Origin of the sequence: Inquilinus sp. Marseille-Q2685 (genome assembly GCF_916619195.1) — a bacterium.
Classification (GTDB): Bacteria; Pseudomonadota; Alphaproteobacteria; order DSM-16000; family Inquilinaceae; genus Inquilinus.
The window spans coordinates 72,194-98,626 of the sequence record NZ_CAKAKL010000004.1 but is presented as its reverse complement, the minus strand read 5'-3'; the positions used below and the strand labels follow the sequence as shown (position 1 = coordinate 98,626).

Below are 26,433 nucleotides of genomic sequence, written 5' to 3'. Positions count from 1 at the left end.
CTCTCCTCGGGGAGAGGGAGGGGCCCGCGCGCGAAGCGCGTGGGAGGGTGAGGGGGCTGGGCGCCGATGACCCACGCCGTTACCCTCGACACCGTCCGCGCCGCCGCCGGCCGCATCGCCGGGGAGGTGGTGCGGACGCCGCTGGTCCGCTCGGCCGCGCTGTCGGAGCGCGCCGGGGCGCCGGTGTTCCTGAAGCTGGAGACCCGGCAGACCACCGGCAGCTTCAAGCTTCGCGGTGCCACCAACGCGGTGCTGTCGCTGCCGCCGGAGGCGCGGAAGGTCGGCATCGCCGCGGCGTCGACCGGCAATCACGGCCGCGGCTTGGCCCATGCCGCCGCCCGCCAGGGGTTGCGCTGCGTCGTCTGCATGTCCGTCCTGGTGCCGGAGAACAAGGTCGCCGCGATCCGCGCGCTGGGGGCCGAGATCCGCATCGTCGGCCGGTCCCAGGACGACGCGCAGGAGGAGGTCGACCGGCTGGTGGCGGAGGAGGGCTTCACCGCCATCCCCCCCTTCGACCATCCGGACGTGATCTCCGGCCAGGGCACGATCGGGCTCGAGATCGTCGCCGACCTGCCGGAGGTGGCGCAGGTGGTGGTGCCATTGTCCGGCGGCGGCCTGTTCGGCGGCATCGCCGCCGCGGTCAAGGCGCTGCGGCCGCAGGCCCGGATGGTCGGCGTGTCGATGGAACGCGGCCCGGCGATGCGCGACAGCCTCGCCGCCGGCCGGCCGGTCGCGGTCGAGGAGCTGCCGACCCTGGCGGATTCGCTGGGCGGCGGCATTGGCCTCGACAACCGCCACACCTTCGCCCTGGCCTGCGACCTGCTGGACGAGGCGGTGCTGCTGACCGAGGCGGAGATCGCCGCCGCGATCGACCACGCCTATGCGGCGGAGCAGGAGATCGTCGAGGGCGGCGGCGCGGTCGGCATCGGCGCGCTCCTGGCCGGCAAGCTCACCGTATCCGGCCCGACCGTCCTGGTGGTCTCGGGCCGCAACATCGACATGGCGCTGCATCGGCGGATCGTCAGCGGCGCCTGGGAGGACACACTGTGCCCCGCATGACCATCGTGACGGAGGCGGAACTGCGCCGCGCCGTCCCGCTCGACCACGACGCCGTCGCCTGCGTCGAGGACGCATTCCTGGCGCTGGCCACGAAGGATGTGGCGATGCCGCCGATCCTGCGCCTCGACATCCCCGAGCATCGCGGCGAGGTGGACGTCAAGACCGCCTATGTCCCCGGCCTCGACGGCTTCGCCATCAAGATCAGCCCCGGCTTCTTCGACAATCCGAAGCTGGGCCTGCCCAGCACCAACGGGCTGATGGTGCTGTTCAGCGCCCGCACCGGTCTGGTCGACGCCGTGTTCCTGGACAACGGTTATCTGACCGATGTCCGCACCGCCGCCGCCGGCGCCGTGGCGGCGAAGCACCTGTCCCGCCCGGACTCCCGGGTGGCGGCGATCTTCGGCGCCGGGGTTCAGGCGCGGCTGCAGCTGAAGGCCCTGACCCTGGTGCGGCCGATCGCCGAAGCCCGGATCTGGGCCCGCGATCCCGACCGGGCGCAGGCCGTGGCGACCAGGCTGTCCGACGAGCTGGGCCTCGCCGTCCATGCCGAGGCGGCGCCGCAGGCCGCTGTCGACGGCGCCGACATCGTCGTCACCACCACCCCGGCTTCCGAGCCGATCCTGCGTGCCGACTGGCTGTCGCCCGGCCAGCACGTCACCGCCATGGGGTCGGACGCCGAGCACAAGAACGAGCTGGACCCGGCGATTCTCACAAAGGCGGATCTCTATGTCGCCGACAGCCTGGCCCAGACGCGCCGGTTGGGCGAGCTGCACCACGCCATCGCCGCCGGCGCCGTGGCCGCCGACGCCGTCTTCCCGGAGCTCGGCGCGGTCATCGCCGGCACGGCACCCGGCCGGCCCTCCGCCACTGCCGTCACCGTCGCGGATCTGACCGGCACCGGCGTCCAGGACACCGCCATCGCCACCCTGGCCCGCGGCCGCGTCGCCGCCGCCGGGGTGGGCACCCCGTTCGAAAGCTGAGCCGATGGATCGGCCGGCGCCGCCCCCTCACCCGAAATCGCTGCACGATTTCGACCTCTCCCCAAGGAGAGGTGAAGGGAGCCGCCCCTCCCTCTCCTCGGGGAGAGGGAGGGGCCCGACGCCGAAGGCGGCGGGAGGGTGAGGGGGAGCGGCCTCACCCTTTCGAGGTGACGGTTCTCTCACGAGACCGGGCTGTGTCGAGCCTGAGACGACAGAAACGCAACTGACAACAAGTTCCCGAGGAATTCATGTCTGTCGAACTGAACTTCAGCCGCGAGGAATATGCCGCGCGGCTGGCCAAGACCCGCGCCGCCATGGCCCGCCGCGGCATCGACCTGCTGTGGGTCAGCGACCCGTCGAACATGGCCTGGCTGACCGGCTATGACGGCTGGTCCTTCTACGTCCACCAGGGCGTGCTGGTGCCGCCGGAGGGCGAGCCGATCTGGTACGGCCGCGGCCAGGACGCCAACGGCGCCAAGCGCACCGCCTATCTCGCCCATGACAACATCATCGGCTACCCGGACCACTACGTGCAGTCGACCGAGCGGCACCCGATGGACCGGCTGGCCGAGATCATCGACTCGCGCGGCTGGGGCCGGCTGTCGATCGGCGTCGAGATGGACAATTACTGGTTCTCGGCCGCCGCCTTCGCCTCGCTGCAGCGCCACCTGCCCAATGCCCGCTTTGCCGACGCCACCGCGCTGGTGAACTGGCAGCGCGCGGTGAAGAGCCCGCAGGAGCTGGACTACATGCGCAAGGCCGCCCGCATCGTCGAGGCGATGCACAGGCGGATCCTGGAGAAGGTCGAGCCCGGCCTGCGCAAGAACGACCTCGTCGCCGAGATCTACGACGCCGGCACCCGCGGGGTCGACGGCTTCGGCGGCGACTATCCGGCGATCGTGCCGCTGCTGCCCTCGGGCGCCGACGCCTCGGCCCCGCACCTGACCTGGGACGACAAGCCGATGCGGTCGGGGGAGGGCACCTTCTTCGAGATCGCCGGCTGCTACAAGCGCTACCATTGCCCGCTGTCGCGCACCGTGTTCCTGGGCAAGCCGACCCAGGCCTTCCTCGACGCCGAGAAGGCGGTGCTGGAGGGGATGGAGGCGGGCCTGGGCGCGGCGAGGCCGGGCAACACCTGCGAGGACATCGCCAACGCCTTCTTCGCCGTGCTGAAGAAGTACGGCATCGTCAAGGACAACCGCACCGGCTATCCGATCGGCCTCAGCTACCCGCCCGACTGGGGCGAGCGCACCATGAGCCTGCGCCCCGGCGACCGCACGGTGCTGGAGCCCGGCATGACCTTCCACTTCATGACCGGGCTGTGGCTAGAGGAGATGGGGCTGGAGATCACCGAGAGCATCGCCATCACCGACAGCGGCGTCGAGATCCTGGCCGACGTGCCCCGCCAGCTCTTCGTGAAGCCATGACCGTCGCCGAGCTTCCGTCCTCGCCGATCGTCCCCTCGGTCGATTTCGGCCGCGACGGGGTGCAGCACGGCACGCTGCGCCTGCCCTACAGCCGGGACGATTCCGCCTGGGGCTCGGTGATGATCCCGGTCGCGGTGATCAGGAACGGGGAGGGGCCGACCGCGCTCCTCACCGGCGCCAATCACGGCGACGAGTACGAGGGGCCGATCGCCCTGTTCGAGCTGGCGCGGACGCTGGACCCGGCGTCGGTCCGCGGCCGGGTGATCATCGTCCCGGCGATGAACTACCCGGCCTTCCGCGCCGGCACCCGCACCTCGCCGATCGACAAGGGCAACCTGAACCGCAGCTTCCCGGGCCGGCCGGACGGCACGGTGACGCAGAAGATCGCCGACTACTTCCAGCGCCACCTGCTGCCGCTGGCCGACATCGTGCTGGACTTCCACTCCGGCGGCCGGACGCTCGACTTCGTGCCCTTCGCCGCCGCCCATATCCTGCCCGACAAGGATCAGGAGGCACGCTGCTTCGCGGCGGTGGAGGCCTTCTCCGCCCCGTATTCGATGCGGATGCTGGAGATCGACGCGGTCGGCATGTACGACACCGCGGCCGAGGCGGCGGGCAAGGTCTTCGTCACCACCGAGCTCGGCGGCGGCGGCACCGCCACCGCGCGCACGGCGCGGATCGCGAAGCGCGGCGTGCGCAACCTGCTGCGCCATGCCGGCATCCTCGAGGGCGAGGTCGAGCGCGCGCCCAGCCGCTGGCTCGACATGCCGTCCGCCGACTGCTTCCGCTTCGCCGAGCAGGACGGCATGGCCGAGACCTGCGTCGACCTGGGCGACCCGGTGAAGAAGGGCGACATCATCGCCCGCATCCACCCGGTCGACCGCACCGGCCAGGCGCCGGCGGAATACCGCGCGGCGCTGGACGGCATCCTGGCGGCGCGGCATTTCCCCGGGCTGGTCAAGGCCGGCGACTGCCTGGCGGTGATCGGCACCGTCGCGGACTGACGCAGTGCCCGGTTCGCGGCGGCGGGGCGGGGCTATCCGCCCACCTGCCGCCGCAGCGTCTCCAGATGCCGCATGGCGGTGACGCCGTCGCGGATGGTGGGCGCGTCGGCCGCCTCGCCGCGGAAGGCCTTCAGCGTCACCTCCAGCAGGGCGTGATAGCCCTTGACGTCCTCATTGGCGGCGGCGGTGAAGTTGGGCGACCAGGTCAGGGCGTCGTGATCGGCGGACAGCGTGGCGCCGAGGTCCTGTGTCTTGAACGCCGGATCGCGGTAATAGGTCACGTCGATCACGTTGCGCACCTCCAGCCGGCGGTGGTCGCCCATGATCTGCACGAACTCCATCGGCGTGCCGCGCGACTGCACCGTGCCCATGACCACGGTGCCGATGGCGCCGCTGTCGAAGCCCAGCGCGATATGCATCAGCAGGCGCCCCGGCCCGTTCTCGACCTTGCGCGCCGAGATCTCCCGGATCGGCGACGCTGCCAGGAAGGCTGGCAGGTCCATGTAGTGGACGCAGTGGTGCAGGAAGAAGCCGCTGTAGTCGACCGCGCCGCGGAAATAGGTCGGCGCCGTCATGTAGGAGCCATAGAAGCCCAGCACCGGGCCGAATTCGCCGCCGCGGACGATGTTGCCGGCGATGCGGTTGCCGATCGACCAGCGCTTCATGAACCCCAGCACCAGCGGCTTGCCGGCACGTTCCGACGCCGCCAGCAGCTCCTCCGCCTGGGCGGCGGTGCCGCCGGGCGGCTTCTCCATGAACACCGGCAGCCCCTTGGCCAGGGCGGCCAGGCCGATGGCGTGATGCGCCGCGGGGCCGACCGCCATGCCGACCGCGTCCAGCCCAGGATGGGCCAGCAGGTCGCGATGGTCGGCATAGGCGGCGCGGACGCCGAACTGGCGGGCGGCGCGGGCCAGGTTGGCGCCGTCGACATCGCACAGCGCCACGAGTTCGACGTCGTGCCGCGTCAGCTGCGGCAGCAGCATCTGGGTCGCGTGGGTGCCGCAGCCGATCCAGCCGATCTTCAGCGTCATCGCCGGTGCCCTCCCATCGCCAGGGCGCCGCGCAGCAGGGCCAGGCTGTGCGTCAGCTTTTCGGTCTCGTCCTCATGCGGCGGCCGCCATTGCGCGATCGGCACGCCGAAGCGGTCGTCGTCGCGGCGGAACGGCTCGACCGAGATCGGCCCGGCATAGCCGACCTCGGCCAGCGCCCGTGCCACCGCCACCCAGTCGGTCGCGCCGGTGCCGACGAAACCGCGATGGTTCTCGTTCGCCTGGAAATGGACGAAGCGGTCGCCGGCCAGGCGGATCGCCTCGGCGATGTCCGCCTCCTCCATATGCATGTGGAAGGTGTCCAGCATCAGCCGCACCTCCGGCCGGCCGACCAGCTCGATTAGCTCCAGCCCCTGGCGGGTGGTGCACAGGATGTCGGTCTCGAACCGGTTCAGCGGCTCGACCGCCAGCGTCACGCCATGGTCCCGAGCCGCGTCGGCCGCCCGGCGCAGCCCGTCGACGCACCAGTCCTGCCGGCGCAGGCGCAGATCCTCGGAGACGGGGGCTGGCGGCCGGCCGGCGAAGACCAGCGGGTTGCCGTAAAGCGGGCCACCGACGATGCGGGCGCCGAGCTTCTCGGCGCAGCCGGCGGCAGTGCGCAGATACTCGACCCCGGCCTCGCGCGCGGCGGCATCGTCGCCGGTCAGGTTGCGCTGCAGGTTGACCCGGGCGGCCAGCACGACCGACAGGCCTGCCCCCTCCAGCGCCCGGCGGGTCTCGGCGAGGTCCAGCTCGCCCGGCTCCGGCACCAGCAGCTCGATGAAGTCGTAGCCCATGGCGCGGATCCGCTCGAACCAGCCGAAATGCTCGGCGGTGAAGGGGCGCGCGACCTGCATGGAGATCAGGCCGATCGGGTTCGGCATGGATGGTTCTTTCGGTCGAGGGTCGGTCATCCCTTCACGGCGCCCTGGGTCAGGCCGCCGATCAGGCGTTTCTGGACGAGAAGGAACAGGATGGTGGCGGGCAGGGCGCCGACCACGCCGCCGGCGGTCAAGAGGCCCCATTCGATCTGGTACTCGCCGATCAGGGTCTGGATCGCGACGGTCATGGTGCGGACGGTGCGGCCGCCCAGCGTCAGGGCGTACAGGTATTCGTTCCAGGCGGTGATGAAGATGTAGATGCCGGTCGCCACCAGCCCGGGGACGCACAGCGGCAGGATCACCCGCCACAGCGCGCCGAGCCGGGAGCAGCCGTCGGTCATCGCCGCCTCGTCCAGGCTCTTCGGGATGGCGTCGATGTAGCTCGTCATCATCCAGATGGCGAAGGGGATGGCGACGGTGGCGTTGGCGATGATCAGCGCGATGTGGGTGTCCAGCAGGCCCAGCTGCCGCATCAGCACGAACAGCGGCAGGATCAGCAGCACGATCGGGAACATGTTGATGACCAGGAACTGGACCATCAGCAGCCGCCGCCCGGCGAAGCGGAAGCGCGAGAAGGCGTAGGCCGCGGTGACGCTGAGGGTCAGCCCGACCGCGACCGTGCCCAGCGCCACGATCAGGCTGTGGCCCATGTTGACGAGGAAGCTGGTGCGGCCGAACAGCCGCTCGTAGCTGGCGGCGGTCCAGGCCGACGGGTCGGCGGCGACGCCGCGGCCGACGATGTCGTCCGGCGGCGTCAGCGAGGTCAGCGCCATCCACAGATAGGGGCCGAGCGCAAAGCCGGCGATCAGCAGCATCGGCAGGTGGATCAGGGCGGCGCGCTGCCAGGGGGAACTGCGGGTGACCATCAGTCCATGGTCCTCGTGGTGCGCCGCAGATAGACCAGGACGAAGCCGGCGAGCAGCAGGGTGAAGATCACCGCCAGCGCCGAGCCGTAGCCGAAGTCGAGATTGGTCCTGGCCTTGATGAAGGCGTAGAGCGGCAGGGTGTGGGTGGCGTAGCCGGGACCGCCGCCGGTCATGACGAAGATCACGTCGATCGAGTTGGCGACCCAGATCAGCCGCAGCAGCACCGCGGTCGCGATCACCCCGGCGATCGAGGGCAGGGTGATCCGCCGGAACTGCTGCCAGGGCGTGGCGCCGTCGATCGCCGCCGCCTCGTACAGGTCGCGCGGCACCGCCTGCAGCCCGGCCAGGATCATCACCGCGAAGAACGGGAAGCCCTGCCAGGTCAGGGTCAGGATGATGGCAGTGAGCGAGGTGCCGGGATCGGCCAGCCAGGGGAAGGCGCCCTGCAGCATGCCCAGGCGCACCAGCACGTCGTTCAGCACCCCGGCGTTGGGGTCGTAGATCCAGCGCCACATCAGGGCGATGACGACGCTGGGCAGCGCCCAGGGAATGATGACCACGGCCCGCGCCAGCGGCCGCCACCAGAAGCGCTGGTTCAGCAGCAGCGCCGTGGCGAGGCCGAGCAGCAGCTGTGCCGGGACGGTGATTCCGACCCACAGCGCGGTGTGCTGCAGCGAGGTCCAGAACACCGGGTCGGCCAGCGCCTTGGCGAAGTTGTCGAGCCCGACGAAGGGCATCCGGGTCGGCCGGAACAGCACGAATTCGTGCAGGCTCAGAACCAGCGCCTGCAGCATCGGCAGGAACACGATCAGCAGCGTGACCAGCACCGCCGGGCTCAGCAGTACATAGGGCAGGATCCGGGTCCGCTGCTTGCCGCGGATCGGGGCCAGCCGGGCCGTCGCCAGGGTCATCGAGGCGGACTTCATGGGGCGTAGAGCTGTTCGATCTCCTGCATCATCTGCTCCGGCGTGATCTCGCCGGTCAGGGCCCGCTGCATCGCCGCCGGCCACACCGTGTTGACGAAATCCGCGGTCTGCGAGACGGCCGGCAGGCTGTGGGCGAAGGGCAGGGACTGCACCGTGGCGTCGACGAAGCGCTTCTCGTGCAGCGTCCATTTCGCCGCGCCGCTCTTGGTCACCGGCAGCTGGCCGGTGGCCTTGTTGAACTCGACATTGGCGTCGCCGCTGGCCAGGAAGGCGATCCACTTCCAGGCCGCGTCCTTGTCCTCGGCCGAGGACAGAACGGCCAGGGATTCGTCGCCATAGGAGGTCCAGCGGCCGCCGTTGCACTCCGGCACCGGCACGGCCGAGACCTTGTCGCCCAGCGCCTTCACCATGCCGGCGGAGGAGCCGATGTGGTGGATCGTCATCGCCGTGCGGCCCTGCTGGAAGGCGGCGATGATCTCCTGGAACCCGTCATTCGGGGCCGAGGGCGGGAACAGCTTCTGGTTGCGGTAGAGGTCGACCAGCCAGGTGTTGGCGGCGACCACCGGCTGGCTGGTCAGTCCGCCCTTCTCGAATCTGGCGCCGGCGGACAGGACGAACGGTCCCCAATGGTCGTAGCCGCCCTTGCCGCCGCGGAAGCCGAAGCCCCAGAGGTCGGGCTGGCCGTCGCCGTTGGTGTCGCGGGTCAGCGCCTTGGCCGCCTTTAGGAAGTCGTCGCAGGTCCTGGGCGGCTGCAGCCCGGCCTCGGCGAACAGATCGGCGCGATAGTAGAGGTAGGAGACGACGTACTGCACCGGCAGGTAGTACTGCTTCCCGTCCGGCCCGCCATTGATCTTCAACAGGTCGTCCTGCAGGTCGGCCTTGCCGTCCCAGCCGGCGATCCAGTCGTCCAGCGGCTCCAGCGCCTCCATCTCCACCAGCCGCGGCTGGGCGAACAGCTTCACCATCGCCGCATCCGGCGCGTTGCCGCCGGCGATCGCGGTGTAGAGGTTGTCGTAGTAGCTGTTCCAGGGGATGTTCTCGGCCTCGACCTTGATCCCCGGATTGGCCGCCTCGAATTTGGCGACCAGGTCGGCCACCGGGTTGTTCGGATTGTCGAAATGGTACCAGAAGCGGACCGTGCTCTCGGCCTGCGCCGTCCCGGCGGCCAGCGCCAGCAGCGCGGCCAGCGCCGCGCTCTGCATCGTCCTCATGACGTTTCCTCCTCCCTCTATGCGTTTTCGTTGAAGCGCCGGGCCCAGGCCCCGGCTTCGGCGAAGGCGGTCCGGGCCTCCGCCAGCGCGGTCGTCATCTGCATGAAGCCGTGGATGACGCCGCGATGGACCCGCACCGGGTCGGCCCGTCCCAGCGCCCGCAGCCGCTCGCCGAGCATCAGCGTGTCGCTCAGCAGCGGGTCCAGCCCGGCGGCGTTGAGGTAGAGCGGCGGCAGCGTCCGCAGCGCCGCGTTCGATGCCGTGAGGGGCGAGACCGGCGGCTCTCCCCAGCTGGCGGGGTCGGGCGCGTACCAGTCCCGGTAGCGGATCATCTTGGCGGTGGTCAGGCCGTAGCCGCCGGGGCCGAAGCGCCGGTGGGACTCGGTGTCGTGGTCGACGGCATAGACACCGTAGAACAGCAGGCCGAAGCCCGGCAGCATCCGGCCGGATTCCTGCTCGCGCAGCATCAGCGCCAGCGCCAGGTTGGCGCCGGCGGAATCGCCCGAGACGCCGGCCGGACCCGCGATGCCATGCCGCGCCAGCACCTCCGGCAAGGCCCGCCAGGCTGCCGCGGCGTCATCTAGGCCGGCGGGGTAGGGATGCTCCGGCGCCAGGCGGTAGTCGATGCCGATCACGGCCATGCCCGTCGCTTCGGCCAGGCAGCGCATCGCCCGGTCATGGGTGTCGAGGCTGCAGAAGGCCCAGCCGCCGCCATGGATGTACAGGATCGCGCCATGCGCCGATGCCGGCCGGAACAGCCGGGCCGCGCGGGGGCCAGCGCCGCCGGGCAGCGTCAGCTCCGCCGTCTCCATCGGCGGCAGGTCCCGGTTCCAGCGGACATTGCCCGCCTCCGCCTGGGCGCGGCCCTCGGCCGGCGGCAGGGTGGTCGGGTCCGGCAGGTGGCCGTCCTCGGCGGCCAGCCGTGCCATGATCGCCGCCATCTCGGGGTTCGGCGCGTCGTTCGGGTCGAAGCCGGTCATGCCTTGGGTCCTTCGGGGGCGGCGCCGAAGATCGACGGGCCGACATCGACGATGGTCTCGATGTGATGGCCGATGGCGGCGACCGCCGCGGCCTCGTCGCGCGCCGCCAGCGCCTCGACGATGCTCCAGTGCCGCCTGGCCGTGGCCGTCAGGTCGCGCCGCTCGCCGCTGCGGGTGATCTTGAAGCGGTGGTTGTGCAGGATGCAGCGGTGCAGCAGCGGCTCCACCGCCGGCAGGCCGGCGGCCCGGAACAGCCGGCGGTGGAAGGCGCGGTCCAGCTCGGTCTGGCCGTATTCGTCACCGGCCAGCGCCTTCGCCTCCATGCCCTCGATCAGAGCGGTCAGGTCCGGCAGCAGGGCAGGGTCGGGGCGCCGCAGGGCGCGGACGATGCCGCGGGTCTCGATGCCGTGGCGCAGCCGGAACATCTCGACCGCCTCGTCCTCGGTGCAGTCGGCGACGCGCGTGCCCTTGTGCGGCAGGCGGTGCACCAGCCCTTCCTCCTGCAGCGCCAGCAGCGCCTCGCGCACCGTGCCCTGGCTGCACTGGAAGCGCTGCGCCAGCTCCAGCTCCAGCAGAGCGATGCCGGGCGCGACCTCGCCCAGCATGATCATGCGCTTGAGGCCGTCGAAGACCTCCGCGCTCTTGCCGGGCCGCATGCCGTCCTGGACGAGGGTGAGCATCCGATCTCCATTATCGTTATCGATAACGATATCGATAATAATGCCGACGGGCAAGCGCTGCCATGAGGGGCTCTTCGCCGGGCGGGGCCGTCGGAGCCGGCAGGGATGTCCCGCCGGCTCCGCCGATGGTCCGGTTATCGGCCTCGCCCTCCGCCATGGTCGTGCCCGCCATGGTCGTGCTCTCCACGGTCATGGCCGACGTGGCCCAGATGATCGGACCGGTCGTCGCCGTTCTCGCCATGGTCGAAAGTCGAGCCGGAGCCGTTCTGGGTGTCGGCCGGATCCGCCTGCGCCGTCTGCAGCGGGATCTGATAGGGCTCGGATTGCAGCCCGGTGCGGGCGAAGGCGGGCCCGGCGGCGAGTCCGAGCATGAGCAGGGCCGCGACCCCCGCGGGGCGGGGATGCCTGAGCAGAGACATGATGGTTCCTCTTCAACCTGGTCCGGCAGCGGCCCTCGGGGCGGCTCCCGGCGTTGCGTGGTCTTCGAGAGTGCAGCGGAACGCGGGCCGTCCGGGCCGCGGGGCTTGCCGCGATCGCCGTGGCGTCGAGCGATTCCGCACTGCAGCATATGGGTGGGGGCGGCGCGGGTGCAGCTCTTCTTACGGGAATTTAATAAAGCGATCATCCGGAGCTAATATTGCAAAGAATTCATGAAGAAAGAGCGCTGCGTCATCCTGTCTCCTGCTGAACTTCCTCCATTGACTTCCCAGCTTTGGCGAAGTCACCTTTCGTCATTCGCTTAGCACCAAGGAGGCAGGTGTCGGCGCCGCGCTGGCGTCGGCGCCGGTCCGCGCCCGGTCCCGGCAGCCCGCCGGGGCGGAGCGCATCGGGCCAGCCGAAGACCGGGAGGAGACGTCGATCGCGGGCGCCGCGGCCGTCATGGCTGCGGCGCCCGCGCCTCTCTCGATTGCCTGCCCGCTGGAGAGACGCAGATGCCCCTTGTCGCCCGCCGGACGGTGCTGCGGATCGGCACCCCGATCGCCCTCGTGTTGGTCTGCGCCGCCGTTCTGGTCGGGCGCGAGCTGCGCGGCAGCGCCGCCTCGGCCGCGCCCGAAGCGTCCGCCGCGCCTCCGGCGGTGCCGGTCGAGGCGGCGGCGGCGCAGCGCCGCGACGTGCCGGTCTATCTCACCGGGCTCGGCACCGTGCAGGCGCTGAACACGGTGACGGTGAAGTCCCGGGTCGACGGCCAGCTGCAGACGGTGTCCTTCCAGGAAGGCCAGCACGTCACCGCCGGCCAGACCCTGGCGCAGATCGACCCGCGGCCGTTCCAGGCGGCGCTGGACCAGGCCAAGGCGACCAAGGCCAAGGACGAGGCGCAGCTGGCCAACGCCCAGCTCGACCTGACGCGCTTCGAGAACCTGCACCAGTATGCGACGGCGCAGAGCGTCGACACCCAGAAGGCGCTGATCGCGCAGCTGCAGGCGCAGATCGAGGGCGACCAGGCGGCGATCGACAACGCCGCGACGCAGCTCAGCTACACCACGATCACCTCGCCTCTGAACGGCCGCACCGGCATCCGGCTGGTCGACCAGGGCAACATCGTCCACGCCACCGACACCGGCGGCCTCGTGGTGATCACCCAGCTGCACCCGATCACGGTGATCTTCACCTTGCCGGAGGAGGACCTGCCGGAGATCTCGGCGGCGATGGCCAAGGGGCCGCTCACGGTCTTCGCCGACACCCGCGGCGACGACAAGCCGCTGGACCAGGGCACGCTGCAGCTGGTCGACAACCAGATCGACCAGGCCAGCGGCACGATCCGGCTGAAGGCGACCTTTCCGAACAAGTCCAACCAGCTGTGGCCCGGCCAGTTCGTCGATGTCCGGCTGCTGCTGCGCACCGAGCAGAACGTGGTCACCGTGCCCTCCACCGCGATCCAGCGCGGGCCCGACGGTCTCTACGTCTATGCCGTGAAGCCGGACGCCACGGTCGAGCTGCGGCCAGTCGGCATCGGCCAGATCACCGGCGGCGCGGCCGTGGTCGAGACCGGCCTCGACGCCGGCACCAGCGTCGTCACCGCCGGCCAGTACCGGCTGCAGCCGGGCACAAGGGTGCAGACCCGCGATGCCGCCGCCAGCCAGCCGAGCGCCTGATCATGAGCATCTCGGCACCCTTCATCCGCAAGCCGATCGCCACCTCGCTGATCATGGCGGGGGTGCTGCTGGTCGGCCTCGTCGCCTATCCGCTGCTGCCGGTCGCGCCGCTGCCGCAGGTCGACTTCCCGACCATCCAGGTCTCGGCCCAGCTGCCCGGCGCCGACCCCACCACCATGGCCTCGTCGGTGACGGCACCGCTGGAGCGGCAATTCGCCGAGATCCCCGGCGTGTCGCAGATGACCTCCAGCAGCACGCTGGGCAACAGCTCGATCACCCTGCAGTTCGACCTCGACCGCAACATCGACGCCGCGGCCGGCGACGTGCAGACCGCGATCAACGCCGCCGGCGGGCAGCTGCCGAAGACCCTGCCCTCGCCGCCGACCTACCGCAAGGTCAACCCCGCCGACTCGCCGATCCTGGTCTTCGCCGTCCATTCCGACACGCTGCTGCTGACCACGGTCGACGATTATGCCGAGAACGTGCTGAGCCAGAACATCAGCCAGGTGCCGGGCGTGGCCCAGGTCAGCATCGGCGGCCAGCAGAAGCCGGCGGTGCGGGTGCAGGTCGACCCGCAGAAGCTGGCGGCGCTGGGCATCGGCCTCGAGGACGTGCGCGGCGTCATCGCCGACGCCACCGCCGACAGCCCGAAGGGCAGCATCGACGGGGCGACGCGCACCTTCACCATCTACGACAACGACCAGGAGCTGAAGGCCGACCCCTGGAACGACGTCATCATCGCCTACAGGAACGGCGCGCCGGTGCGCATCCGCGACATCGGCCAGGCGGTGGAGGGGCCGGAGAACACCAAGCTCGCGGCCTGGTCCGGCGGCCAGCGCGCGGTGCTGCTGATCGTGTTCAAGCAGCCGGGCGCCAACGTCATCGACGTGGTCGACCACGTCAAGTCGCTGCTGCCGCAGCTGCAGGCGGCCATCCCGCCGGCGGTCAAGGTCGACATCCTCAGCGACCGCACCACCACCATCCGCGCCTCGGTCGCCGACGTGCAGTTCACGCTGCTCCTGACCATCTGCCTGGTGGTGATGGTGATCTTCGTGTTCCTGCGCAACTTCTGGGCCACGGCGATCCCCAGCGTGACCGTGCCGCTGGCGCTGGTCGGCACCCTGGCGCTGATGTACGCCTTCGGCTACAGCCTCGATAACCTCTCGCTGATGGGCCTCAGCATCGCCGTCGGCTTCGTCGTCGACGACGCCATCGTCATGCTGGAGAACATCCACCGCCATATCGAGGAGGGGCTGTCGCCGGTGCAGGCGGCGCTGAAGGGCGCGGGCGAGATCGGCTTCACCATCTTCTCGATCAGCCTGTCGCTGGTCGCCGTCTTCATCCCGCTGCTGCTGATGGGCGGCATCGTCGGCCGGGTGTTCCGCGAATTCGCCGTCACCGTGACCATGACCATCCTGGTCTCGGCCGTCGTGTCGCTGACCCTGACCCCGGTGATGTGCTCGAAGTTCATGAAGCACGACACCGGCAGGCACGGGCGCCTCTACCGGCTGTCTGAGCGCGGCTTCGACCTGATGCTGGCGGGCTACCGCCGGTCGCTCGATGCCGCGCTGAGGCACAGCCGCATCACGCTGCTGGTCTTCCTCGCGACCATCGCCGCCACCGGCTACCTCTTCGTCATCATCCCCAAGGGCTTCTTCCCGCAGCAAGACACCGGCCTGATCCTCGGCACCTCGGAGGCGGCGCAGGACATCTCCTTCGCCGAGATGAGCCGCAAGCAGGTCGAGCTCGGGCAGATCGTCGCCGCCGACCCGGATGTCGACACCGTCGGCATGGCGCTCGGCTCCAGCGGCGGCCAGACGCTGAACAACGGCCGCCTGTTCATCACCCTGAAGCCGCGCGACCAGCGCGAGGCCTCGGCCAGCCAGATCATCGACCGGCTGCGGCCGCAGCTGGCCAAGGTCGAAGGCGCGGCCCTGTTCCTGCAGCCGGCGCAGGACATCAACATCGGCGGCCGGACGTCCCGCACCCTGTACCAGTACACGCTGCAGGACGCGAATATCGACGAGCTGAACCAGTGGGCGCCCAGGATCTACGACAAGCTGAGGACGCTGCCGCAGCTGCGCGACGTCGCCACCGACCAGCAGACCGGCGGCACCACCCTGACGCTCGACATCGACCGCGACGCCGCCGCCCGCTACGGCATCCAGCCGCAGCTGATCGACGACACGCTCTACGACGCCTTCGGCCAGCGTCAGGTGGCGCAGTACTTCACCCAGGTGAACAGCTACCATGTGGTGATGGAGGTGCTGCCGCAGCTGCAGGACAAGCCCTCGGCGATCGACCGGATCTACATCAAGTCGCCGCTGACCGGCGAGCAGGTGCCGATCAGCGCCCTGGCGCACTGGACCACGCGGCCGACGGCCTTCCTGTCGATCAACCACCAGGGCCAGTTCCCGGCGGTGACGCTCAGCTTCAACCTGGCGCCGGGCGTGGCGCTGGGCGACGCGGTGAATGCGATCCAGCAGGCCGAGCAGGAGCTGGGCGTGCCGGCCTCGCTGACCGGCGCCTTCCAGGGCAACGCCCAGGCCTTCCAGTCCTCGCTGGCCAGCGAGCCCTATCTGGTCGCCGCCGCCCTGATCGTCATCTACATCATCCTCGGCGTGCTGTATGAGAGCTACATCCACCCGCTGACGATCCTGTCGACCCTGCCCTCGGCCGGCGCCGGCGCCCTGGTCATGCTGATGCTGTTCGGCTTCGACTTCAGCGTCATCGCGCTGATCGGCGTCATCCTCCTGATCGGCATCGTCAAGAAGAACGGCATCATGATGGTCGACTTCGCCATCCAGGCCGAGCGCGACCAGGGCCTGACGCCGTTCGAGGCGATCCGCCAGGCCTGCCTGCTGCGCTTCCGGCCGATCATGATGACGACGATGGCGGCGCTCCTGGGCGGCCTGCCGCTGATGCTCGGCTCCGGCACGGGGTCGGAGCTGCGGCAGCCGCTGGGCTACGCCATGGTCGGCGGCCTGATCCTCAGCCAGGCGCTGACCCTGTACACGACCCCGGTGGTCTATCTGTATCTCGACAGGCTGCGGGTCTGGCTGGCCGGCCGCCGCCGGCAGGACACTGCGATGCCGCCGCACCTGGCCGCCGAGGGCGCGCCTTCGGCGGGAGAGTGACGAAGGTGACCGCTGCTCCGGCCGCCGAAGCCGGTTTCCGGCCCGGCTTAACCACCTGGCCCGGCCCGGGCTGGGTGCTGCCGCTGCTGACCGCGGCGCTGGCGCTTGCCATCTTCCTGTTCGACACCTTCAGCCCGATGAAGATCGCGGTGGCTGTGCTGTACGCCATCGTGATCCTGATGTCGGTCGGCTTTCTCGACCGGCGCGGCGTGCTGCTCACCGCGTTCGGCTGCGGCGGGCTGACGGTGATCGGCTTTCTCGTCGGGCTGCGGCACACCGGCTTCGAGGCGCATCTGCTGCGCGGCGTCGTCAGCCTGTCGGCGATCGGCATCGCCACGGCGCTGGCCCATCGCAGCCAGACGGCGATGGCGGTGCTGCGTGACAACGAGCGGCGGTGGAGCGGCATCATCATCGAGCGTGCCCTCGCCGAACGGGCCCTGGCCGAGGCTCGGGCCGAGCTGGCGCATGTCTCCCGCGTGGTCACGCTGGGCGAGCTGACGGCGTCGATCGCGCATGAGGTGAAGCAGCCGCTGGCCGCGATCGTCACCGATGCCCAGGCCTGCCTGCGCTGGCTCGATCGGCCGGTGCCGGCACTGGACGAGGCGCGGGCCTGCGCCGGCCGGATCGCCGGCCAGGCGGTCCGCGCTGATCATGTGGTGCAGCGGCTGCGCGACCTGACCCGGAAGGCGCCGCCGGAGCCCGCGGCGGTCGATCTCGGCGCCGCGATCGGCGAGGTCGTCGAACTGACGCGCCGCGAGATCGCCGATCACCGCGTGACTCTGCACACGCGGCTGGCTCCCGGCCTGCCGCCGGTGTCGGCCGACCGCATCCAGCTGCAGCAGGTGCTGATCAACCTCGTGGTCAACGCCGTCCAGGCGATGGAGGCGGCCCCCCGCCGCGAGCTCGCGATCGAGACCGGCGTCGGCCCGGCGGGGGAGGTGCTGATCCTGGTCGCGGACAGCGGCATCGGGCTGGGGCCGGAGGAGATGGCGCGCCTGTTCACCCCGTTCCACACCACCAAGCCCGGCGGCATGGGCCTCGGCCTGTCGATCTGCCGCTCGATCGTCGAAGCCCATGGCGGGCGGATCTGGGCCTCGCGCAACGCCGATGCCGGGCTGACCTTCCATGTCGCCCTGCCGGCGGCCGGGAGGACGGCATGACCGGCATGGCGGCCGAAGCGCCGCTGGTGCTGGTGGTGGACGACGAGGCCGCGGTCCGCACCGCGCTGGACAGCCTGCTGCGTTCGGTCGGCTTCCGCGTCGCCTGCTTCGCGTCGCCGGAGGAATTCCTGGACAGCGGCCTGGCGCCGTCGGCCGGGTGCCTGGTGCTGGACGTCCGGCTGCAGATGGCCAGCGGCCTCGACGTCCAGGCGCAGCTGGTCCGGGCCGGCTGCCGGATTCCGGTGGTGTTCATGACCGGCCACGGCGACATCCCGATGAGCGTGCGGGCGATGAAGGCCGGGGCGGTCGACTTCCTGGCCAAGCCGTTCCGGGACCAGGACATGCTCGACGCCGTCGCCGCGGCGATCGAGCGCGACCGCGACCGGCGGGCGGCGGCGCAGCGCATGGCGGAGGTCGTGGGACGGTACGAGACCCTGACCCCGCGCGAGCGGCAGATCATGACCCTGGTCGTGGACGGGCTGATGAACAAGGAGATCGCGGCGCAGCTCGGGGTCGCCGAGATCACGATCAAGATCCACCGCGGCCAGGTGATGCGGAAGATGGCGGCGCGGTCGGTCGCCGACCTCGTCCGCATCGCCGGCGTGCTGGACGAGCAGTCGCAGTAGTATTATCGGTTATCTGTGTTCATGCTATGTTCCATGGACGCGACGCAGACCGATCAGGCATCGGAGGCCGCGCCCGCTCTTCAGGAGGAGCGGGCGGCCCGGCATCTGCGCATGCTCGCCCGGGCGGCGGAGGTCCATATGGAGATCATCGAGGCCACCCGCACGGAAGCGGTGGAGGCGCCGCAACCCGGCGTCGACTATGGCCAGAGATTCGCCGTCGCCGCCCGCGCCGTGCGTCTGACCCTGCTGCTGAAGGACAAGCTGTCGCGGCAGGCGGAGGAGAAGCGCAAGGCGGCGGCGCAGCGTGAGGCGGCGCAGGAGGACTGGCACGGGCTGCGGGTGCAGCTGGCGATGATGGCGGCGGCCTATGAGGTGTCCGAGGGCGGCGAGGGGGCGGACCGCCGTGAAGCCGAGATGCATGAGCGGCTGGAGCGGCCGGAGGTGGTGGAGCTGATCGAGGCCAGCCGGCCGGAGGTGGCGGTGGCGGCGTTGTGCCGGCGCTGGGGCTACCCGGTGCGGGTGGAGCAGTGGCTGGAGATGGCCGACGAGGCGATGGAGGAGCTCGGCTTCCTGCCGCCGCAGGACGGCGAGGACGCCGCGGATCCGCCCAAGCCCCGCTCGGCCGCCCCCGCCCGGCGCAAGCCTCCGGACACCGGGTAGACGCGATCCCTCCAGCTGTCATTGCCGGGCTTGATGTATGGCCCGGGGAGATCCCAGACGGGTGTTCTGGGAGATGACTGACACATTGAGCCATGGCATCGGCGTCTTGGGAGGCGGCCATGGCGTGGCGGGAGGTGTCGGTCATGGAGCAGCGTCGGGAATTTGTCCGGCTGGCGGAGCAGGAGGGGGCGAACCGTCGGGAGCTGTGCCGCCGGTTCGGGATCAGCCCGGATGTGGGCTACAAATGGCTGGCGCGGTGGCAGGCCGGCGATGCCGAGCTGGCGGACCGCTCGCGCCGGCCACATGTGAGCCCCGGCCGCAGCACGGCAGAGCTGGAGACGGCAGTGCTGGCGGTGCGGGATGCGCATCCGGCGTGGGGCGCCCGCAAGATCGTCCGCCGCCTGGCCTGGGACGGGATCGCACCGCCGGCGGCCTCGACCGTGCACGCGATCCTGGTCCGGCACGGCCGGATCGATCCGGTGGCAGCCGAGGCGACCCAGCCCTATCGGCGTTTCGAGGCGGCGGCGCCGAACCGGCTGTGGCAGATGGACTTCAAAGGCTGGGAGCCGCTCGTCCGGGGCGGCCGGTGCCATCCCTTGACCGTGCTCGACGACCACTCCCGCTTCTCGCCTTGTCTGCAGGCCTGTGCCGATCAGAAGAGCCAGACCGTGCAGGACCGGCTCACGGCGACCTTCCGGCGACACGGCCTGCCCGAGGCCATCTTCATCGACAACGGCGCCCCCTGGGGCGACGCCTCGGGCGAGCGCTGGACCCGGCTTTCGGTCTGGTTCCTCAAGCTCGGCATCCGGGTCCTGTACAGCCGACCCTATCATCCCCAGAGCCGCGGCAAGATCGAGCGCTTCCACCGCACCCTCGCGGCCGAGGTCTTCGCCCTCGAGCCCTTCCCCGACCTCGCCGCCGCCCAGCGCGCCTTCGACCGCTGGCGCGAGCTCTACAACTGGCAGCGCCCGCACCAGGCGCTCCAGCAGCAGGTCCCCGGCAGCCGCTACCGCTCCAGCCCCCGCGCCATGCCCAGCCGCCTGCCCGAGGTCGAGTACGACAGCCTCGATCTCGTCCGCACCGTCGGCACCACCAAAGCCTATGTCAGCTTCCGCGGCCGGCTCTGGAAGGTCCCCCAGGCCTTCCGCGGCGAACGCGTCGCCATTCGGCCACAGACCACCGACGGCCGCTTCGGCCTCTTCTTCGCCAGCCACCTCATCGCCACCATCGACTTGACCGACCCATGATCTGTCCGCCATGTCTCCGAACAGGTGTCCGCCATCTCCCCGGGCCATACACTTGACCCGGCAATCCAGAAAATGTCGACGCATCTCTGGATGCCCGACCTCGGGCATATCAGCTGGGGAACGGGAACTGGTTCGCGTGCCGCGAACCCAACCCGCGAAATCGACACCGCCGCAGCCTTCCATTCTCCCCCTCCCCTTGCGGGAGGGGGCAGGGGGAGGGGTCTGCGCGCGTCCGCGCGAGTGGCCGTGGGCACAACTCGCCATCCGCGACGGCTTGCGACGATCCACGTCGGATCTCGCAGAGAGAACCCCTCCCCCAGCCCCCTCCCGCAAGGGGAGGGGGAGAGCGGAAAGCAGAGGTCGGTTCGGGCGATCGAATTCTGGAAAGGTCCCGCTTGCGGTAGAGGTTACACGACATTGGCGCGCCCTAGCCGGCGCGGCGGATGACGACCGGGATCGACTTGTAGGTCGGCGTGCCACTGCGCTCGTCGTAGGAATCGAGCGCGACCAGGCCGTTGGCCTCCGGGTAATAGGCGGCGGCCGAGCCGCGGGCGATGTCGTAGGCCACGGCGGTGACGCCGCGCAGCATCCGCGGCGGCCCGCCGGCGTCGTTGGCCACCGCCTCGACATCGACCACGTCGCCATGGCCGAGGCCCAGCGCCGCGAGGTCGTCCCGGTTCAGGAACACCACGTCGCGGCGGCCGGTGATGCCGCGGTAGCGGTCGTTCAGCCTGTAGATCGTGGTGTTGTACTGGTCGTGGCTGCGGATGGTGGTCAGGCGCAGCGCGTCGGCCCGGGCCGCGCGCGGATCCTCCTCGACCCCGGCGCAGACCAGGAAGTTGGCCTTGCCCGAGGGCGTCCGCCAGTCGCGCTGCGACGCCGGCACGTTCAGCCGGAACCCGCCCGGCTTGGACACCCGTTCGTTGAAGTCGAAGAAGTCCGGGAACACCGCCTCGATCTTGTCGCGGATGCGGGCATAGTCGGCGACCAGCCAGGCCCAGTCGACCTTCGTCTCCGGCAGGGTCGCCAGCGCCAGGCCGGCGATGATCGCCGGCTCCGACCGCAGCTGGTCCGAGGCCGGGGGCAGGGCACCGCGCGAGGCGTGCACCATCGACATCGAATCCTCGACCGTGACCGATTGGGCGCCGGTCTCCTGCTCGTCGCGCTCGGTCCGGCCCAGGCAGGGCAGGATGATCGATTCCCGCGCCAGCAGCAGGTGCGACCGGTTCAGCTTGGTGGCGATGTGCACCGCCAGGTCCAGCCGGCGCATGCCGGCGAACACCGCCTCCGGGTCCGACATGGCGACGGCCAGGTTGCCGCCGAGGCAGATGATCGCCCTGGACCGGCCGTCGATGATCGCCTGCACCGATTCCACCGCGTTGTGGCCCTTCTCGCGCGGCGGGGCGAAGCCGAAGACCCGCTCGATCGCGTGGAGGAAGGGCTTGGTCGGGATCTCGGTGATGCCGACGGTGCGGTCGCCCTGCACGTTGGAATGGCCGCGCAGCGGGCAGATGCCGGCGCCGGGCCGGCCGATATTGCCGCGCAGCAGCAGCAGGTTGGCCAGCTGCTGCACGTTCGAGGTGCCGTGCCGGTGCTGGGTCAGGCCCATGCCGTAGCAGACGATGACGTTCTGCGCCTGGGCATAGACCGAGGCGGCGGATTCGATGATGTCGCGCGGCAGGCCGGACTGCGCCTCGATCGCGTCCCAGGACACCGTCTCCAGATCCGCGGCCAGCGCCTCGAAGCCGGTGGTGTGTTCGGCGATGAAGCCGCGGTCCAGCAGCCCCGGCCCACCGGCGGCGAGGTCCGCGATGTCGGCCGCCAGCAGCGCCTTCATCATGCCCTTCAGCACGGCAACGTCGCCGCCGACCTTGACCTGGTGATAGGCCGAGGCGATCGGGGTCGAGCCGAGGGTCAGCATCTCCATCGGGTTCTGCGGCGCGGCGAAGCGTTCCAGACCGCGCTCGCGCAGCGGGTTGAACACCACGATCGGCACGCCGCGCTTCGCCGCCTCGCGCAGCGTCGTCAGCATGCGCGGATGGTTGGTGCCGGGGTTGTGGCCGATGCAGAAGATGGCGTCGCAGAGGTCGAAATCCTCCAGCGTCACCGTGCCCTTGCCGACGCCGATCGATTGCGGCAGCCCGACGCTGGTGGCCTCGTGGCACATGTTCGAGCAGTCGGGGAAGTTGTTGGTGCCGTATTCCCGGACGAACAGCTGGTACAGGAAGGCGGCCTCGTTCGAGGCCCGGCCCGAGGTGTAGAACTCGACCATGTTCGGGTCGGGATAGCCGCGCAGCCGCTCGCCGATCCGGCGGAACGCCTCGTCCCAGCCGATCGCGACATAGCGGTCGGTCGTCCGGTCATAGGCCATCGGATGGGTCAGCCGGCCCTGGTCCTCCAGCGCATGGTCGGTCCAGCTCCACAGCTCCGCGACCGGGTGCTCGGCGAAGAACTCCGGCGTGACGCGCCTGCTCGTGGTCTCCCACGACACCGCCTTGGCGCCGTTCTCGCAGAATTCGAAGGACGAGGTGTGCTTCGGGTCGGGCCAGGCGCAGCCGGGGCAGTCGAAGCCCGAGGGCTGGTTCATCCGCATCAGCGCGCGGGTGTCCTCGGCGATCGCCATCTGGTCCTTGATCGCCCGGGCCACCGCGCCGAGGGCACCCCAGCCGCCGGCAGGGCCGTCATAGGGCTTCACGCCCGGCACATCGTTGTCTCTCGGCATCGGGGTGCTCCTCGGATCGGGTCAGGCGCGGGGCAGGGCGCCGGACGGCTGGACGGCCGGGATCGCGGCCTTCCGCTCGGCGCCGCGCTCCTGCAGCCAATAGCCCAGCCCGACCATCAGCCCGCCGCCGGCCAGGTTGCCCAGCGTCACCCAGGCCAGGTTGTGCACGGCGCCGCCGAAGGTGATGGTGTCGGGATGCTCGCCCAGCAGGGCCAGGGCGAAGACGAACATGTTGGCGACCGAATGCTCGAAGCCGCAGGCGACGAAGATCGCGATCGGCCAGAAGATCAGCGCGATCTTGGCGGCGTCGTTCTCGGTGCGGCCGCACATCCAGATCGCCAGGCAGACCAGCCAGTTGCACAGGAGGCCGCGGGCGAACAGCTCGTATCCGGGCGCCGCGATCTTGGCGGCGACCACGGCGAAGAACTCGCTGCTGCCGTCGGTCAGCAGCACGCCGCCGCCGGCCATGTGCAAGAGCGCTGCCAGCACCACCGCGCCGGCCAGGTTGCCGACCCAGCAGGCGGTCCAGACCCGCACCATGTCGCCCAGGCCGCTGTCGCCGCGCAGCACGGCGAAGGGCATGTACATGGCGGTGCCGGTGAACAGCTCCGACCCGGCGAAGACCACGATGGTCAGGGCCGAGGCGAAGACCGCGCCCATCACCAGATGCGACCAGGACGGGTCGGCATGGGCGCCCACGGTGAACATGAAGATGTCGCCGAAGCCGATGTAGGCGCCGGCCAGGGCCGACCCGATCAGGAAGCTCAGCAGATGGGCCCTGACCATCCCGGCCTTGTGCGCGCCGGACTCGGCGTATTTGGCAATGGTGTCGCGATACATCGCCGGTTTCTCCTTCACGGCGCCGATGTTGCGTCCAAACCATCCCTCGCCGGGCCCCCCACCTGTGGCGCAGGGACCCGGCGGCGGGGCCGCCGGCTCAGCCGGCGACGACCGGGGTCTTGTCCTTGCGCAGCGCGTCCATCACCGCCTTGTCGAGGTTCAGATGGCCCTGCACCAGCTCCGGCGGGGTCAGCGCCAGCCACTGGTCGAGCGAGATGTCGGCGTAGCGGTCGCTCTTGAACATCTCGAGGAAGCGCAGCGTGGTGCTGCCGGTGTTCTCGACGTAGTGGCCCATGGCGTAGGGCACGAAGCCGACATCGCCGGCCTTGAAGTCGATGGTGCGGGCGGAACCGACCGCGCCGAACACGCCCATCCGGGCCTCGCCCTCGATGTAGTACTGCCACTCATCGGCATTCGGGTGCCAGTGCAGCTCGCGCATGCCGCCGGGCTCGATCTCCACCAGCGCCGCGGCGATGGTCTTCGAGGCCGGGAACACCGAGGAATCGGTGATGCGGACGGTGCCGCCCTTGGTCCTGATCGGATCCTGCTTCAGCATCCGGTGGCTGAAGACCTGCGGCACCGGCGTGGCCCCGGCAATCCTGTCGCCGGCCAGCGGTCCGGGCACCGGCAGGTTGAAGATGTAGCGCTGGCGCGGGTCGGGCGTGTTGCCGAAGTATTTCGGGTCGACGCCGAAGTTCTTGCCCAGCACGTCGGCCGGCACGTGCTTGAACCAGTCGCTCAGCAGGAAGGTGCCGTCCTCGTCGAACTCGCCGTCGTCGAACACCAGCAGGAACTCGCAGCCGTCATTGCCGAGGCCCTGGATCGAATGCGGGATGCCGGCCGGGAAGAACCAGAGGTCGCCGACGCCGACATCGTCGACGAAGTTGTTGCCGTCGGCATCGACCGCGGTGATCCGGGCCGAGCCATACAGCATGTAGGCCCATTCCGCCTGCTTGTGCCAGTGCAGCTCGCGCGTGCCGCCGGCGTTCAGGCGCATGTTCACGCCCGCGATGTTCTTGGAGACGCTGAGCTCGCGGATCGTGACCTGACGGGTCCAGCCGCCCTCCTCCTGGCGCACATGCGCGTCGGAGAACGAATAGCGCAGGTTCTGGAACGTGCCGCTGTCCGTCCGCGGCGGGGTCAGGAAGCTCGGATTCTCCTGGTCGCGCAGCAGATCGCGCGGGCCGGGATCGGTGCCGCCGCGGCCCGGGGTCATCGGCTGCGGCACGGCTGCAGTCTGCGCGTTCGCGCCGGTGGCGGCGACGGCGAGGCCGCCTGCGGCCATGGTGCCGAGGGCGGCGCGGCGGGTGAACAGGGTCATGTGTTCCTCCAGTCCTTCGTGGTCCCGGCTTTTCAGGAGCCGGACCGCACGCCGCGGGGCGGGGCCGACGCGGCGGCGTCATCGGATCCACGCGTCGATCGTCTTCCCGGGAGGCTGCGAGGTGGAGGTCGGGACGGTCGTCGGGGCCTCGCCCGCACCTTCGGCCAAGGCCGATTGGCACGCTGGCTCGACGGCCGGAAGGCGGGGCCGGAGGTTTCGGTTGCAACCCGAAAGGGCGCTGCTCCGGCCATCGCGGCCCGGCCGTCGATGCCCCGGAAGCAAACGCCCTTTACGCCGACGGCACCATCATCTTGACGTTTAAGGCCGTAACCGCGGGGACTAGGGGATTATACCCGCGTATAGGGCGGTCAGCCGATCACCACCACGGTCTGGTCGGCGTCCAGCCCCTCGGCGCCCTCGGCGACATGCACGGCGGTGACGGTGCCGGCCACCGGCGCCTCGTGCGGCACCTCCATCTTCATCACCTCCATGATGAACAGCGTGTCGCCCGCCGCCACCGCGTCGCCGGGCTTGACCAGCACCTTCCACATGTTGCCCGCGGTCTGGGTCTTCACTTCGGTCGCCATGGTCTTCCCTGTCGTCAGATGGTTTCGATCGAGGCTTCGCTGCACAGCTCGCGCAGCCGGCGGGCCATGGCCTGGGCCTCGTCGACCGAGACCGCCTTGAAGTTGTAGATCTCGCCAGGCCGCGACTGGCCCAGCTTCCAGAACGCGGCCTGCGGCACGGTGTAGGGGTTGATGAAGCCGCCCATCGACGGCCCGTCATTGACCAGGATGATCGGCGTCTGCCCGGCCAGGTTGATGGCGCCCAGCGGATAGCCCTGGTCGATGATGTTGGACGGCAGCGACCCGTGCTCCGGCGCCTTGTCCGTCGCCTTGTCGGTGAAACTCCATTGCGGCCCGTCCAGGCGGAAGCCGGTGCGGTCGGACTTGGCCGACAGCTTCCAGTCGGCGGACAGGAAGCGCTCGTGTCCCGCGGCGTCGATCCAGTCGTCGTTCGGCCCGGCCACCACCTCGACCGTCCAGCGCTTCTCCTTGGCGAACTCCGGCCGCGCCTCGGCCTTCACCCGGCGCCCGGGCCTGCCCGCGGCCTCGGCCACCGGCACCGACTGGCCTTCCTTGATCGCCCGGCCGCCCATGCCGCCGACGCCGGCCTTGTGGAAGGTGGCGCGGGCGCCCAGCCAGGGCTCCGTCTCGATGCCGCCGGCCACGGCGATGTAGGTCCGGGCGCCGGTGCGGGCGAAAGCCATGGCCAGGGTCTGGCCGGCCCTGACCGCCACCGACTGCCACAGCGGCAGCGGCTCGCCGTCCAGCGCCGCCTGCATGTCGGCGCCGGTCACGGCGATCACGCCGTCGCGCTGGAACCTCAGCGTCGGGCCCAGGAACTGGCATTCGAGGCCGGCGGCGCCGGGCGCGTTGCCGACCAGCACATTGGCCAGGCGGAAGGACCAGGAATCCATCGGGCCGGAGGGCGGGAAGCCCTGGTTCCAGAAGCCGATCCGGCCCGGCCAGTCCTGCACCGAGGTCTCGAGCCCCGGCTTGATCACCTCGAGCATGCGGGCCTC

General features: G+C 70.3%; 23 protein-coding genes. 10 read left to right on the top strand and 13 right to left on the bottom strand.

Annotated features, from left to right (window positions below; all coding sequences use genetic code 11):
• Positions 1-66: 66 nt before the first annotated feature.
• From eutB to doeB, 4 genes are all read left to right on the top strand, one after another.
• On the top strand, positions 67-1,059 hold the full coding sequence (gene eutB, locus LG391_RS20520) for a hydroxyectoine utilization dehydratase EutB (RefSeq protein WP_225769907.1): 993 nt from the start codon (positions 67-69) through the stop codon (positions 1,057-1,059).
• The gene (gene eutC / locus LG391_RS20515; RefSeq protein WP_225769906.1) at positions 1,056-2,039 is read left to right on the top strand and encodes an ectoine utilization protein EutC; all 984 of its coding nucleotides are present in this window, start codon (positions 1,056-1,058) and stop codon (positions 2,037-2,039) included. Before eutB ends, eutC begins: the two co-directional genes overlap by 4 nt.
• A 248-nt stretch (positions 2,040-2,287) precedes the next feature.
• Positions 2,288-3,466, top strand: a complete 1,179-nt coding sequence (gene doeA / locus LG391_RS20510; RefSeq protein WP_225769905.1) for an ectoine hydrolase DoeA — start codon at positions 2,288-2,290, stop codon at positions 3,464-3,466.
• Positions 3,463-4,470 (top strand): N(2)-acetyl-L-2,4-diaminobutanoate deacetylase DoeB, encoded by a 1,008-nt coding sequence (gene doeB, locus LG391_RS20505; RefSeq protein WP_225769904.1) that lies wholly within the window; start codon positions 3,463-3,465, stop codon positions 4,468-4,470. Before doeA ends, doeB begins: the two co-directional genes overlap by 4 nt.
• A gap of 32 nt (positions 4,471-4,502) precedes the next feature.
• Here doeB and LG391_RS20500 read toward each other — a convergent pair whose 3' ends face one another.
• From LG391_RS20500 to LG391_RS20465, 8 genes are all read right to left on the bottom strand, one after another.
• Complete coding sequence (locus tag LG391_RS20500; RefSeq protein ID WP_225769903.1) at positions 4,503-5,501, bottom strand: Gfo/Idh/MocA family protein; 999 nt, start codon at positions 5,499-5,501, stop codon at positions 4,503-4,505.
• On the bottom strand, positions 5,498-6,382 hold the full coding sequence (locus LG391_RS20495) for a sugar phosphate isomerase/epimerase (RefSeq protein ID WP_225769902.1): 885 nt from the start codon (positions 6,380-6,382) through the stop codon (positions 5,498-5,500). Before LG391_RS20495 ends, LG391_RS20500 begins: the two co-directional genes overlap by 4 nt.
• Positions 6,383-6,408: 26 nt before the next feature.
• On the bottom strand, positions 6,409-7,245 hold the full coding sequence (locus LG391_RS20490) for a carbohydrate ABC transporter permease (RefSeq protein WP_225769901.1): 837 nt from the start codon (positions 7,243-7,245) through the stop codon (positions 6,409-6,411).
• On the bottom strand, positions 7,245-8,156 hold the full coding sequence (locus LG391_RS20485; RefSeq protein WP_225769900.1) for a carbohydrate ABC transporter permease: 912 nt from the start codon (positions 8,154-8,156) through the stop codon (positions 7,245-7,247). Before LG391_RS20485 ends, LG391_RS20490 begins: the two co-directional genes overlap by 1 nt.
• An 11-nt stretch (positions 8,157-8,167) precedes the next feature.
• Positions 8,168-9,382 (bottom strand): sugar ABC transporter substrate-binding protein, encoded by a 1,215-nt coding sequence (locus LG391_RS20480; RefSeq protein WP_225769899.1) that lies wholly within the window; start codon positions 9,380-9,382, stop codon positions 8,168-8,170.
• A gap of 17 nt (positions 9,383-9,399) precedes the next feature.
• Positions 9,400-10,362, bottom strand: a complete 963-nt coding sequence (locus LG391_RS20475) for an alpha/beta hydrolase fold domain-containing protein (RefSeq protein WP_225769898.1) — start codon at positions 10,360-10,362, stop codon at positions 9,400-9,402.
• Entirely contained in the window at positions 10,359-11,042 is a 684-nt protein-coding gene (locus tag LG391_RS20470) for a GntR family transcriptional regulator (RefSeq protein ID WP_225769897.1), read from the bottom strand. The genes LG391_RS20475 and LG391_RS20470 overlap by 4 nt, the downstream gene beginning before the upstream one ends.
• A gap of 134 nt (positions 11,043-11,176) precedes the next feature.
• Positions 11,177-11,461, bottom strand: coding sequence for a hypothetical protein (locus LG391_RS20465; RefSeq protein ID WP_225769896.1), 285 nt, complete (start codon positions 11,459-11,461; stop codon positions 11,177-11,179).
• 513 nt (positions 11,462-11,974) lie between these two features.
• Here LG391_RS20465 and LG391_RS20460 point away from each other — a divergent pair.
• The 6 genes from LG391_RS20460 (at position 11,975) to LG391_RS20435 (ending at position 19,965) form a co-directional block, all read left to right on the top strand.
• Positions 11,975-13,135, top strand: coding sequence for an efflux RND transporter periplasmic adaptor subunit (locus LG391_RS20460; RefSeq protein WP_225769895.1), 1,161 nt, complete (start codon positions 11,975-11,977; stop codon positions 13,133-13,135).
• Positions 13,136-13,137: 2 nt separating this feature from the next.
• The gene (locus tag LG391_RS20455; RefSeq protein ID WP_225769894.1) at positions 13,138-16,272 is read left to right on the top strand and encodes a multidrug efflux RND transporter permease subunit; all 3,135 of its coding nucleotides are present in this window, start codon (positions 13,138-13,140) and stop codon (positions 16,270-16,272) included.
• A 5-nt stretch (positions 16,273-16,277) separates the two neighbouring features.
• Positions 16,278-17,432 (top strand): sensor histidine kinase, encoded by a 1,155-nt coding sequence (locus LG391_RS20450; protein WP_225769893.1) that lies wholly within the window; start codon positions 16,278-16,280, stop codon positions 17,430-17,432.
• A complete protein-coding gene (locus tag LG391_RS20445; RefSeq protein WP_225769892.1) occupies positions 17,429-18,058 on the top strand; it encodes a response regulator transcription factor in 630 nt (209 codons plus the stop codon). Before LG391_RS20450 ends, LG391_RS20445 begins: the two co-directional genes overlap by 4 nt.
• A 33-nt stretch (positions 18,059-18,091) precedes the next feature.
• A complete protein-coding gene (locus LG391_RS20440; protein WP_225769891.1) occupies positions 18,092-18,718 on the top strand; it encodes a hypothetical protein in 627 nt (208 codons plus the stop codon).
• Positions 18,719-18,837: 119 nt separating this feature from the next.
• Positions 18,838-19,965: an IS481 family transposase gene (locus LG391_RS20435; RefSeq protein ID WP_225769890.1), complete on the top strand. Its 1,128-nt coding sequence runs from the start codon at positions 18,838-18,840 to the stop codon at positions 19,963-19,965.
• A 427-nt stretch (positions 19,966-20,392) separates the two neighbouring features.
• On the opposite strand, the gene LG391_RS20430 is transcribed toward LG391_RS20435, so the two are convergent.
• From LG391_RS20430 to LG391_RS20410, 5 genes are all read right to left on the bottom strand, one after another.
• Positions 20,393-22,687: an FdhF/YdeP family oxidoreductase gene (locus tag LG391_RS20430; protein ID WP_225769889.1), complete on the bottom strand. Its 2,295-nt coding sequence runs from the start codon at positions 22,685-22,687 to the stop codon at positions 20,393-20,395.
• A 21-nt stretch (positions 22,688-22,708) separates the two neighbouring features.
• Entirely contained in the window at positions 22,709-23,527 is an 819-nt protein-coding gene (locus LG391_RS20425; RefSeq protein WP_225769888.1) for a formate/nitrite transporter family protein, read from the bottom strand.
• A 97-nt stretch (positions 23,528-23,624) separates the two neighbouring features.
• Positions 23,625-24,848, bottom strand: a complete 1,224-nt coding sequence (locus tag LG391_RS20420) for an oxalate decarboxylase family bicupin (RefSeq protein ID WP_304608525.1) — start codon at positions 24,846-24,848, stop codon at positions 23,625-23,627.
• Between the two features lie 368 nt (positions 24,849-25,216).
• Positions 25,217-25,435, bottom strand: a complete 219-nt coding sequence (locus LG391_RS20415) for an acetyl-CoA carboxylase biotin carboxyl carrier protein subunit (RefSeq protein ID WP_225769887.1) — start codon at positions 25,433-25,435, stop codon at positions 25,217-25,219.
• A 14-nt stretch (positions 25,436-25,449) separates the two neighbouring features.
• The gene (locus LG391_RS20410; RefSeq protein WP_225769886.1) at positions 25,450-26,424 is read right to left on the bottom strand and encodes a biotin-dependent carboxyltransferase family protein; all 975 of its coding nucleotides are present in this window, start codon (positions 26,422-26,424) and stop codon (positions 25,450-25,452) included.
• Positions 26,425-26,433 lie beyond the last annotated feature (9 nt).